Source organism: Ureibacillus thermosphaericus, from assembly GCF_002370195.2.
GTDB lineage: Bacteria > Bacillota > Bacilli > Bacillales_A > Planococcaceae > Ureibacillus > Ureibacillus thermosphaericus.
On record NZ_AP018335.1, the window covers coordinates 2,536,294 to 2,549,006 of the forward strand.

Consider the following 12,713-nt stretch of genomic DNA (forward strand, 5'->3'; position numbering starts at 1 on the left):
TCCTAAAATTATAGGTTTACTTTGTTTGTTATTAACTGATGACAAGATTTTGCGGCTTCTTTTCCCTCTTGAATTGCCCATACAATTAAACTTTGACCACGTCTTGCATCGCCAGCAACAAACACGTTGTCTATATTTGTTTTGTAAGCACTACTATTTTTCAAGTTTTTAATATCAATATTTAATTGTTCAAATAATTGTTGTTCTGGTCCTTCAAATCCGATTGCCAGTAACACTAGTTGAGCAGGTATCATTTTCTCTGTATTTGGTATCGGTTCTCGAATTTTTTTTCCTTTTTCATTCAATGTCGTTTTCATACCAACACTTTTCACAGCAACAAGTTGACCGTTATCATCACCAATAAATTCTAATGCAGTAGTTGTAAATAGCCTTGGATCATCTCCAAATTTCGCTAGCGCTTCTTCTTGACCGTAATCCAACTTATATGTCATTGGATATTGTGGCCATGGATTATCAGGCGTACGTTCTGATGGACGTTTCGGATAAATATCGAATTGGACGACACTTTTACAATTTTGTCTTAGAGCAGTAGCGATACAATCGACTGCTGTATCACCGCCGCCTATTACTACCACATCTTTTCCCTCAGCAGAAATATATTGACCATTTTTAAAATCTGAATCCAGCATACTTTTCGTATTGGCGTGTAAATAATCCATCGCAAAGTGGATCCCTTTTAAATTTCTTCCGTTAATTTGTAGATCACGAGGTTTCGTTGCACCTGTGCAAAGAATGACCGCATCAAACTCTGATTGTAATTGGTCAATCGAATAATCTTTCCCAACTTCAACGTTTGTTAAGAAGGTAATTCCCGCTTGTTCCATCAGATGGATTCGACGATCAACTACGTGTTGCTCAATTTTCATTTTTGGAATGCCATAAGTGAGCAATCCTCCGATTCGATCTGCTCTTTCAAATACTGTTATTGAATGCCCATATTTATTTAACTCATGTGCACTAGCTAAACCAGCTGGTCCAGATCCAATTACCGCAATCTTTACTCCTGTTCGTTTTTCTGGAATGTCAGGTGTTACCCAACCTTCTTCAAAAGCTTTTTCGATGATTGCCCACTCTATACTTTTAATGGTTACGGAGCTTTCATAAAGGGAAGCGACACATCCAGCTTCACAAGGAGCCGGACATGCTCTTCCAGTAAACTCTGGAAATGGATTTGTTTTGCTTAATCGTTCATAAGCCTCTTTCCATTTACCTTGGTATACAAGCTCATTCCATTCAGGAATTAAATTAAATACCGGGCAACCTGTCGACATTCCTCCTACAGTAGAGCCATTTTGACAAAATGGAACACCGCAATCCATACATCGAGCTGCTTGAGTTTTTAACAAGTCTTCAGAAGGTAATGTTGATATTTCCTTCCAGTCTTGAAGTCTTTCTAGTGGATTTCGATACTGGGCATTTTGTCTTTTATACTCCAAAAATCCAGTCGGTTTTCCCATTTTGTTCACCACACTTTCTTAATTAGTAACTTTCTAATAAATACAATTCTTGTTCATCTAAAATCTGCTTATATTTGTGAGGAATCACACGAATAAAATTCGAAACTTCTTTTTTCCAATTTTGAATGATTCGTTTCGCTACAAGACTATTCGTTTCTTGAACATGTTCTTTGATTAAAGAAAGCACAAACTGGATTTCTTTTTCACTTTCAATCGTTTCAAGTAATACAAGCTCATCGTTATAATTTTCGTAAAAATATTTGTTTGCTGGAGAATATACATAAGCAATTCCGCCAGACATACCTGCTGCAAAGTTTTTCCCAACTTCCCCTAAAATTACGACTCTACCACCTGTCATATATTCACAGCCGTGATCTCCTGTACCTTCGACTACAACAAGTGCTCCACTATTTCGAACACAAAATCTTTCTCCTGCTTTACCGCGAATAAAAGCTTTACCGCTTGTTGCACCATAGAATGCCGCGTTGCCGATGATGACATTTTCCTCTGCAACAATCTTTGTATTTGAAGAAGGAGCTACAATGATTTTTCCACCAGATAATCCCTTTCCGACATAGTCATTTGCTTCTCCTTCCAACTTCAACGTAATGCCATTTGGAATGAATGCTCCAAAACTTTGGCCTGCGGATCCTGTAAAGTGAATTTGAATTGTATCTTCATTTAAACCTTCACTTCCATGTATTTTCGAAACAACACTTCCAAGCATTGTACCGACAGAGCGGTTCGTATTTTTAATAGGAAGAGCAATATGAACTGGCTTCTTATGATTTAAAGCTTCCTTGCTTAATGGAATTAATTTTTCATAATCCAATGTTTTTTCTAGTTGGTGATTTTGGCTTTTTGTAGCTGTACGTTCACCATCATAGCTAACGAGTAACGAAGATAAATCCAGTTTCTTTTCCTTCCAATTCACATCATTCTTAATCTGAATAATATCCGTTCTTCCCACCATTTCCTCTATTGTTCTAAAGCCTAATTCCGCCATATATTCACGAATTTCTTGCGCAATAAAGTGCATTAGGTGGACAACGTGTTCAGCAGTTCCGATCATTTTTCTTCTAAGAACTGGATTTTGAGTTGCGATTCCCACTGGGCATGTATCTAGATGACAAACCCTCATCATGACGCACCCTAACGATACAAGTGGCAATGTTGAAAATCCGTATTCCTCTGCTCCTAATAATGCGGCGATTACTACATCTCTACCGTTCATTAGTTTTCCGTCTGTTTCGAGCACTACTTTGTTTCTTAAGCCATTTAGCATTAATGTTTGATGTGCTTCTGCTAACCCTAATTCCCAAGGGAGGCCAGCATGCTTAATGCTCGTTTTTGCTGCTGCTCCTGTTCCTCCATCATAACCACTGATGAGAATTACATCGGCTTTAGCTTTTGCAACACCAGCAGCAATTGTTCCAACACCACTTTCGGAAACTAGCTTTACGTTGATTCGCGCTTCGGGATTGGCGTTTTTCAAGTCGTAAATTAATTGCTCAAGGTCCTCAATCGAATAAATATCATGATGAGGCGGTGGTGAGATTAGTTCAATGCCCGGCGTAGAACCTCTTGTCTTTGCAACTTCTTCTGTCACTTTATGGCCGGCAAGCTGTCCCCCTTCTCCTGGCTTTGCACCTTGAGCCATTTTGATTTGAATCTCATCACAATTCACTAAATAATGACTTGTTACACCAAATCGACCGGAAGCCACTTGTTTAATGCGGCTTAATTTTGAATCACCATTTGGCAAAGGAATAAAGCGGTTTGGATCTTCTCCTCCTTCTCCTGAATTGCTTTTTCCGCCAATTCGATTCATTGCAATGGCAATTGCTTCATGAGCTTCTATACTAATTGAACCGAAAGACATGGCACCTGTTTTAAATCGTTTAAAAATCGATTCGATTGGTTCTACTTCTTCAATCGGAATTGGTTTTCGATCACTTTTTAATTCAAATAATCCTCTTAACGTTGTATTCGTTTCTTTCGACAGCATTTCGCTATACTTTTTGTAAAGTTCATATTTTCCTGTACGGCAAGCGAGCTGTAAAGTATGGATTGTTTCAGGACGATAAAGGTGATCTTCACCATTTTTTCGCCATTGGAAATCAGATCCTTCTTCCAATAAAAGTTCATCATCTTCCCATGCAGCTTTATGGCGAATAACTGTCTCTAATGCAATATCATTTAATTCAAGTCCACCGATTTGAGAAATCGTACGAGGGAAATAATTTTCAATTACTTCTCGACTCAATCCAATTGCTTCGAAAATTTGTGCACCGATATAACTTTGCACCGTTGAAATGCCCATTTTAGACATGATTTTTAATATCCCTTTTGTGATACCTTTCACATACTTATCAATTAAATCGTTATCTACTGCTTCTTCCAATTGTGAAAGGGATGCGTAAACTAAATAAGGATAAATAGCGTTAGCTCCATAGCCAAGTAGTGCTGCAAAGTGATGCACTTCTCTCGGTTCTCCTGATTCGACAATAATGCTTACTTTATTGCGAAGGCCTTTTTGTATTAGGTAGTGATGGACACTGGAAACAGCTAATAATGATGGAATGGCTGCATTTTGTTTGTTTACACCTCTGTCGCTAATGACAAGTAATTGATATCCATCATTTGCAGCTTTTTCAGCGTTTTTCAGAAGTTTTTTCAAATAAATTTCCATCGATTCTGGTTGTTCAGTAGGGAATAAAGTTGACAGTTTAGACACTTTCCAACCGTTTAAATTGAAACTAATAATTTTTAGCCATTCATTTTTAGTCAAAATAGGTGTTTTTAACTTTATTTTTTGATAGTCTTCTTTTTTAGGTTTTAATAAGTTACCTTCACTGCCCAAATACACTTCCATTGAAGTAACGTACGCTTCTCGAATAGCATCGATTGGTGGATTTGTTACTTGGGCAAATCGTTGTTTAAAGTAGTTGAATAATAGTTGTGGTTTTTTGGATAATACAGCGAGTGGCCCATCATACCCCATTGAACCAACTGGATCGTCTCCACGGACTGCTAAAGGTTTAATATATTTTTCCCATTCTTCAAAGGTATAGCCAAATGCTCGTTGGAGACGAATTATTTGAGTACGATCCATATTTTTTGATGTTTCTACATTTAATGCAGGAATGTTATCGATAGGTAAAATCATTTCAGCTGTCCATTGTTCATATGGATGTTCATTGATAAATTGCAGTTTTAGCTCCTCATCGAACAATAAGGCTTTCTTTTCGAAATCTACTACTAACATTTGACCTGGTTTTAAGCGGCCTTTTTGGACGATTTTTTCTTCTGGTATGTCGACAACTCCCACTTCTGAAGATAAATAGAAAAAGTCATCTTCCGTCAAAATGAATCTAGCAGGTCGTAAACCATTTCGATCAAGGCAAGCACCTGCTTGGTGTCCGTTTGTGAACCCCATTGCAGCTGGCCCATCCCACGGTTCCATTAATAAGCTATGATATTGATAAAACGCTCTCTGTTTTTCTGAAAGTAATTTATTATTTTGCCAAGGTTCCGGAATCATCATCATCATCGCTTGGGGTAAAGACCATCCGGACATCACTAAATGCTCTAAAACATTGTCAAACATTGCAGAGTCGCTGCCGTCGAGATTGACAATTGGATGAAGTGCCTCCAAATCATCACCAAACACTTCCGTTTTCATTGTTGCTTCTCGAGCAAACATCCAGTTTACATTACCGGTAATAGTATTAATTTCCCCGTTATGCATGAGCATCCTGTTTGGTTGAGCTCTGCTCCAACTCGGGAAAGTATTTGTACTAAAGCGGTTATGAACCATTGCCATTTTAGACTGGTAATTTTCATTCGTTAAATCGACATAAAAATTTTTTAATTGATTCGGTAACAGTAGCCCTTTATAAACAATGGTTTTCGATGAAAAACTAGAAATATAACAAGCATCAATATTACGCTCGAATTGTTTAAAGGTGTTTTCAATTTTTTTTCGGGCAATATATAAACGTCTTTCGAAATCATCATTTTGACTATTAACTGATGTAGGTATAACAAATAACTGATGAATTGAAGGGGCTGTTTGTATGAATTCATTTTGTAATACTTGATCGTTTGTTGGTACAGTTCTCCATCCGAAAATTGTCAAACTGTTCATTTCAACAATTTCTTCAATTCTTTGCTTGTATTCTTCTTGTTTCGTTTCCTCTTTTGGAAGAAAAATCATCATAACACCATATTCCCCTAAAGATGGCAGTTGTTTTCCCTGCTTTCCCCATTCTTTTTCAAATAATTCATGAGGTATGTCAGTTAAAATGCCTGATCCATCACCTAACGTTTCCTTATCATCTCGACCTCCGCGATGAGTTAACCGTTCTAGGGCAATTAACGCTTGGGATACAAGTGAATGTGATTTTTCACCTTTGATATTCGCTAATAAGGCGATTCCGCACGAGTCATGTTCAAATTGTGGATTGTATAAACCTTGTGTTAATCCTTGATCCATTTTTCTGCACCCCTTAATTCTTCCTGTTTTCTTATACATACATCCTAACAAGTCTAAAACCAAAAATATTTAGACTATTAAGTTGAATCTTTGCACTTTTTTACACTTCTTCTTTTCTTCGGGTTTATGTTTGAAATAAAAAAACACTTGTCGAACTTATGCCAAGTGTTTTGCTGGAGGAGAGGATACGTTAATTCAAAGCAAAATCCAAAAATGAAACTCCCTCTAAATTACTAGGTATTCTATTTATCAATTAACAGTTCATATGTAACACAATTAATCATTTACTAGTTATTTCGAAATACTAAATATTTTTACAATATTTTATAAATATATTATAATGATGTAAGATTTTTACTATAAAAATTACAATATTTTCAGGAGAGAGAGCATCATGAACGTTGTTAAGAGATTGAAACTCCAAACGAAATTTAATATTTTAATAATCTTCGTTATTTTATTCTTAATGTTTTCAATTGGTTTTGTAGCAAAAATTCAAGTTGAAAAACAGTTATTATCTATTTATGAGGAAAAAGTTGCAGTTGAAGCGAAACTAGGTTTAAGCATAATTGATGAAAAGTATCCAGGTAGTTGGAACGTTCGTGAAGGAAACTTATATAAAGGCGTTATTAAAATTAATGATAATAATAAAATCTTGGATAAAATCGGAGAGACGACTGGTGGTATTACCAATATATTTTTAAATGATTCTACTGTAGCAACAAATATTGAGGTAAACGGAGAAAGAAAAATTGGTGCATCTGCCGATCCTGCCATTCTAGAAACAGTGCTTCAAAAAGGTGAAGTTTATATTGGAAAAGCCGATATTTCAGGCAAGTTGTATTTAACAATGTATCAACCCATCAAAGATGGAAAAGACAATATTATCGGTATGTGGCTAACAGGTACACCTATTGAATCAATACAAAAAAATGTTTACACAATATTAATTAATATTGTAATGACGATTGCAGTTATTGGGATTATTACAATGATTGTAATGTTATTCTTAATCCGTTCAATTATTCAACCAATTAAACTCGTCAATAATCAACTGAAAGAAATTGCAGAGGGCGAAGGAGATTTAACGAAAGAAATTCAAATTCAAACTAAAGATGAAATTGGTGAAATGGCTTTGTCCTTTAATAAAATGTTAGGTTCTTTACGAGCCATGCTTAGTCAAGTAAGTGAGGCTTCTGAACAAGTCGCTGCTTCCTCAGAAGAATTATTATCTAGCTCTGAACAAACCGCTTCTGTAACCGATCAAGTGGTACTCTCAATCCAAGAGGTAGCAAAAACAATAGAAATTCAAGGTAAGAATACAACTGAGAGTGCTGAAGCTATACATGATATTACAAGAGGAATGCATTATATTGCAGATTCTATTCGTTCGGTTGCCGAGAACGCAAATGTCATGATGGCTCAAGCCCAATGTCATAAAGTTATTGAACCAAAAATTTACAGTTATTAGGCAACCACCGGTTGCCTCCTTTTAAAAATATTAAATCATCCTTTATAGCTTTAATCATTTTCTAAAGTTAGGTAAAAAAGGCAATAGAATGCCCGAGGCTTAAATATTTATTTTTTAAGCCCCTAATTTATTTACATTTAATAAACAAATAGGTTATATTTATCCTATGTATTGTTTATAGACACCTTTTTTGGTTTAGGGGATACTTTGTTGAGGACAGACCATTCCTTCGTGGGTAGCTTCTCCCAAACCGAATAGGTGTCTTATTTCTTATAATCACTTTCATGATTTTTGTAAACATTCTCTCTCTTTTGATTGGACAATCTTCTAATAATAAGTGAACCATCCTATCTTTTAATTTTCCTATTAAGATATTTGTGTTTACTTGATAATCATGTTTTCGTCTTTTTTTCTTACTCTCCTCATTAATTGTTTCATTGGCATCATTTCTCAATAAACTGACCATATTCGATAAATATATTGATGCATAGAAATCTTGTTCAATTGCGATTTTCGAACCACCCGTAAAATTTTCTATTTCGATTTTATTTTTCACGTTATTATACTCAGTTTCAATTCCCCAGCGTTTAAAATAAAGAGTTTTGAACTCAGAAATATTGAAGCCTTCCTCTATTAGATTTGTGACAAGTATTTCTTCTGTGTCAGAATCTAGTAAGAACCTAACTACACGAGCATTAACCACTTGGCCCTCATGTGTTATTTGTATAATTTGATCAGCTTTCTTCGCTTCGACAATTTCCTTTATCGTATTTTTTTGACATCGCATAAGATACTTGATGCCAATGGCATCTAAAAAAGCGATAAAATCTCTTGACGGATAACCTCTATCAAACAAAATTAGGTCGTTCTTCAATCCGGTTTGTACGAGTTCTTTAATCATATTCTTTGCACTATCTCGCTCAGCTACCTTATAAGGATCGATTTTAGAAGTTATTATAATCCCATTTTCAAGATCATAGATACAAGAGGCTCTAGCTCTTGCATAGCTTGACCTTTGATTTCTTCCATACCCAAAATAATTTCGAAGTTCCTCGGTGTCAGGTATTTGTAATACACTTCCGTCAATTGCGCAAAGCCTAAATCCACGATAAGTTTTAAAAGAATTTTCTTCATAATACCAATTAACAATCGCTTTTGAGAGTTTTACAAAAGCGAGGGGAGAAACCTTCTTTCGTGCAGCAGAATAGCCTTGTTTAGAAATACTAATATCTGATAAATTAAACTTGTCAAAAAAGTCGTCAAGTTCAATCTGAAGACTCTTTTTGACAAAATTTAAATTAAATAAAATTGTATTTTTGAAATTTAACTTCTTTTCTTTTCGCGTAAAGTACGTTTCCTTTGTTCGAGATTCAATCATAAACATCACATCATTCAGCATCTTTCGAGTAATCTCAATTGCCCCTAAAAAAGTACTTTTTGATTTCAAAAAAACCACCATCCTCGTTTTATTAACCAAAAATTGGCTTCTAAAACGATTTTGGTGGACTTTTTAAAAACACAAGAGTCTTATTACCTATCTTTGTGAATATTAAATTAAAAATTGGTATTTTAATAAACTTCCATTAATTGTAAATATAAGTTGATGACATTGGGCTCAAGCCAACTTAGGTAATACCCACATTCAAAAAGTAGTTGGCCAAGTAAAAAATATTCATGATGCATCATCCGATACACTAGAGGTAATGAAAAACTTAGAACAAAATTCAAATTATATTGGAAAAATTATTGATGTCATTACCGAAATTGCATCACAAATCAATTTGTTGGCATTAAATGCTGCAATTGAAGCAGCTCGTGCAGGAGAACACGGGAAAGGTTTTGCAGTTGTAGCTGACGAAGTACGTAAATTAGCTGAACAATCAAAATCATCAGCTGATCAAATTGTTGAAATTATCCATATCATCCAAAAAGACATTGATACAGCTGTTGATATGACAAGCAATGTTAATTCAGTTGCAAAAAATGGATTAGAAATAACCGAAGAATCCGGAAAATCATTTGAACAAATAGTAAAATCTATTGAGAATGTTACAGCTCAAACCCAAGAATTAAATTCTATAACAGAAGAAATTACAACAAATATTGAACAAATTAATTCTTCCATTGAAGAAATCGCAAAAATGGCCGAAACAAATGCGAAACATTCAACAGAAATTTCCTCTGCCTCAGAAGAACAACTGGCTACAATGGAAGAAGTTACTACATCCGCTACAACATTGGCAACAATGGCTGAGCAACTTCAACTGTTAGTGAAGCGATTTAAAATATAATACACGTAATAAACCGACATATTCCGTATTGGAAATGTCGGTTTTTTTGAATAATCTATTTAAGCATTTCTTTTTAGCGAGATTTCTTTTATCGTTGATTTTCTTATTCTCGGTAATGTCCGAATTTCCGATGGACTTTTCCCTGTATATGCTTTAAATTGTCGGCTAAAGAAATGAATATTATTATACCCAAGAGCATCAGCTACTTCTGTTACTGTCATGCCTGTATAATGCAACAAATGCTCCGCTCTTTTTATTCGAGTTTCAACAACATAGGATTGAATTGTTTGCCCCATGATTTCTTTAAATTTTTTTGAAAAATAACGTGGCGAAAAATTAGCGCGAGCAGCTAAACTTTCTACTGTATGATTTTTTCCGGGATGTTGTTGAACATAATTTGCCACTTCCCTGATTGTAAAGAACAACTGACTTTGCATTTCCGTGCTTTCTTCTATTTGTATTGTTTCTGACTGTTGATCTTCCCTTAACAGTTGAATCATTAATTGTTTTAATATCAACTTTCCTTCGATATCTGCAGCAAAAGTTTTCACTAAAAATAATCTTACATATTGAGAAAGAAGCGACTCAAAATGAATCCGATCTTGTAAAATTCGATAAGATTTTGGTATCATATTCGGCTCGATTTCAAGGTCGAAATGAATGTACGTAATTACAAGCGGATGCATTGGATCTTGGGTTGCCGTCGTCCAATCACCTGGTTTAAATAGAAAACAACTACCTCTTTGTAATTTAAAGTCTTTTCCGTTTAATGTTAAAGTTCCTTTTCCACTCCAAACGTAAAGTAAATCATAATTTGGAATAGGTGCTTTTCGCTTCCACTGCCAATTTGGTTCACAATTAATTGTTGCTAATGATGGTTTGATAACAAATTGATCAGGATTTACATTTAACATAATAATACCCCTTCCTTTCTACGCTGTTTGTCATCAGCGTGCAAGAGTATCTCTGAATCCCTACACGACTTTGGCAAACCCAATCGGATTATTTTCTAATTGCATTTGTCAGACGATTTAATGATGGAAAAATTTTAAACAAAATGAATGAAAAATCCGTATATATTAAAGTTTAATATTATTTCAAAAAGCGTTTACAAATCAACTAAATTTACATTATATTTTTCAAGCCAAATATTCATTTGAACCAAATGGGCAATAAGTTGAGGGCCCGTCATTAGTTGGCCGAACCAGGGAATTTTAAATGATTTGTTGGAATCTAGCAGTTCTTCTAATTTTTCTTTCGAAATGAGTTGCAATATTGGTGAGTTTTTCTTCTGAATAATCTGTCGCAACATGTCAGTTACTAGCTATGTATATTTAGGATGATGTGTCTTAGGATAGGGGCTCTTTTTTCGGTATAAAATATCCATTGGAAGAATGCCTTCTAGAGCTTTTCGCAATAATCCTTTTTCTCTTCCGCCTAGCATTTTCATTGACCATGGTATGTTCCATGCATATTCAACAATTCGATGGTCTGCAAATGGTACCCGCACTTCTAGACTAGCAGCCATACTCATTCGATCTTTTCGATCTAGCAATGTCGACATAAACCACACCATATTCAAATAAAACATTTCTCTGCGTCGGGCTTCATTCGGTTCTTCCCCTTCTAATTTCGGCACTTCTTGGATCGTTTCTTCATATCGTAATTTTATATAATCTTTCAATTTCAATGTATTTTGCCAGTATGGTAATAGTAGATTTTGTCTCTCTGATTCGGATTGCATCCAAGGAAAACCATCGTTTTTCAATAATTCTGTTTTATAGAACCAAGGATAGCCTCCAAAAATTTCATCAGCACATTCACCAGATAGTGCCACAGTAAAATGTTTTTTTATTTCTTCGGAAAATAAAAGTAAAGAAGAATCAATATCTGCCATACCAGGTAAATCTTTAGCAATCACAGCTTCCTTTAATTTTTCAGCAAGTTGTTCGTGGGAAATAATGGTCGTATGATGAGCAACACCTAGATGTTGAACTACTTTTTCAATCCATGGACGGTCTTCATCCGGTTGAAACAAACTCTTTTGAAAATAAGTACTGTTTTCTTCATAATCAATAGAATAGGTATGAAGAGGTCCTCTTTCTAGGTTATTGAAAAAATTTGAAGCAATGGAGGTAATAACACTTGAATCTAAACCACCCGACAAAAAGGTGCAAACCGGAACATCTGCAACTAATTGTCGTTCAACTGCATCTTTTATGAGTAAACGAACATTTTCGATAGTTTCTTCTAATGAATGAACATGTTTAGTACTTCTAACATTCCAATAACGTTGTATATTCAAGCCATGTTGATCAAAAATAAGATAATGGGCTGGCCTTAATTCATTAATCCCTCGAAATATTCCGTGCCCTGGCGTTCGGGAAGGACCTAAACCAAATAATTCTTGTAATCCTTCTCGATCAACTTCGGATTTTACTTTTGGATGGGCTAAAATTGCCTTCAATTCTGAACCAAATATTAAGCTTTTTCCGCTAAATTTATAAAACAAAGGCTTTACACCGAGCCGATCCCTCGCCATGTAAATTTTTTCACATTCCTCATCCCAAATAGCAAAAGCATATATACCGTTTAAATGTTTAACACATTCTTCTTTCCACTCGATATAAGCTGTTAACAATACTTCCGTATCAGAATGGGATTGAAATGAATAACCCCGATTGACCAATTCATTACGCAGTTCTTCAGTATTATATAGCTCACCATTGTAAACTATCGTATACTTATTAGAACCTTTTGTTTTCGACATTGGCTGAGAACCGCCAACAGGATCTACTACGATCAGTCTTGTATGACCAAGAGCAACATGCGTGTCACAAAAAATGTTAGAGGCATCTGGTCCTCTTTTGTTTAACGTTTGTGTCATCTTTTTTATAGTGACTTCTTGATGTTTCAAATTGTTTTCCCAATCAATCCAGCCCGTAATTCCACACATCATCCATCACTCTTTCGTA

At 35.2% G+C, this 12,713-nt stretch carries 6 protein-coding genes and 1 pseudogene; 2 read left to right on the top strand and 5 right to left on the bottom strand.

Annotation, left to right across the window (positions count from 1 at the left end):
• Nucleotides 1-8: 8 nt before the first annotated feature.
• Both UtA1_RS12190 and gltB read right to left on the bottom strand, forming a co-directional pair.
• Nucleotides 9-1,478, bottom strand: a complete 1,470-nt coding sequence (locus UtA1_RS12190; RefSeq protein WP_016839415.1) for a glutamate synthase subunit beta — start codon at nucleotides 1,476-1,478, stop codon at nucleotides 9-11.
• Nucleotides 1,479-1,500: 22 nt separating this feature from the next.
• The gene (gene gltB / locus UtA1_RS12195) at nucleotides 1,501-5,976 is read right to left on the bottom strand and encodes a glutamate synthase large subunit (RefSeq protein WP_096551307.1); all 4,476 of its coding nucleotides are present in this window, start codon (nucleotides 5,974-5,976) and stop codon (nucleotides 1,501-1,503) included.
• A gap of 394 nt (nucleotides 5,977-6,370) precedes the next feature.
• On the opposite strand from gltB, the gene UtA1_RS12200 reads away from it, so the two are divergent.
• Nucleotides 6,371-7,447: a methyl-accepting chemotaxis protein gene (locus tag UtA1_RS12200; RefSeq protein WP_232019837.1), complete on the top strand. Its 1,077-nt coding sequence runs from the start codon at nucleotides 6,371-6,373 to the stop codon at nucleotides 7,445-7,447.
• A gap of 175 nt (nucleotides 7,448-7,622) precedes the next feature.
• On the opposite strand, the gene UtA1_RS12205 is transcribed toward UtA1_RS12200, so the two are convergent.
• The gene (locus UtA1_RS12205) at nucleotides 7,623-8,894 is read right to left on the bottom strand and encodes an IS4 family transposase (protein ID WP_096550285.1); all 1,272 of its coding nucleotides are present in this window, start codon (nucleotides 8,892-8,894) and stop codon (nucleotides 7,623-7,625) included.
• Nucleotides 8,895-9,117: 223 nt separating this feature from the next.
• Between UtA1_RS12205 and UtA1_RS12210 the strand changes: the two genes are divergently transcribed.
• Nucleotides 9,118-9,738 carry a methyl-accepting chemotaxis protein gene (locus UtA1_RS12210; RefSeq protein WP_232019951.1) on the top strand — a complete coding sequence of 207 codons (621 nt, stop codon included), beginning with the start codon at nucleotides 9,118-9,120 and terminating at the stop codon, nucleotides 9,736-9,738.
• A gap of 59 nt (nucleotides 9,739-9,797) precedes the next feature.
• Here UtA1_RS12210 and UtA1_RS12215 read toward each other — a convergent pair whose 3' ends face one another.
• The gene (locus UtA1_RS12215) at nucleotides 9,798-10,652 is read right to left on the bottom strand and encodes a helix-turn-helix domain-containing protein (protein WP_016839412.1); all 855 of its coding nucleotides are present in this window, start codon (nucleotides 10,650-10,652) and stop codon (nucleotides 9,798-9,800) included.
• A 194-nt stretch (nucleotides 10,653-10,846) separates the two neighbouring features.
• A pseudogene (asnB, locus tag UtA1_RS12220) lies at nucleotides 10,847-12,694 on the bottom strand (asparagine synthase (glutamine-hydrolyzing)).
• Nucleotides 12,695-12,713: the final 19 nt, after the last annotated feature.

Bases quoted from the DNA above. Each gene is read 5' to 3' on its own strand.
- UtA1_RS12215 (WP_016839412.1), bottom strand. From the start codon at position 10,652: ATGTTAAATGTAAATCCTGATCAATTTGTTATCAAACCATCATTAGCA.
- UtA1_RS12190 (WP_016839415.1), bottom strand. From the start codon at position 1,478: ATGGGAAAACCGACTGGATTTTTGGAGTATAAAAGACAAAATGCCCAG.
- gltB (WP_096551307.1), bottom strand. From the start codon at position 5,976: ATGGATCAAGGATTAACACAAGGTTTATACAATCCACAATTTGAACAT.
- UtA1_RS12200 (WP_232019837.1), top strand. From the start codon at position 6,371: ATGAACGTTGTTAAGAGATTGAAACTCCAAACGAAATTTAATATTTTA.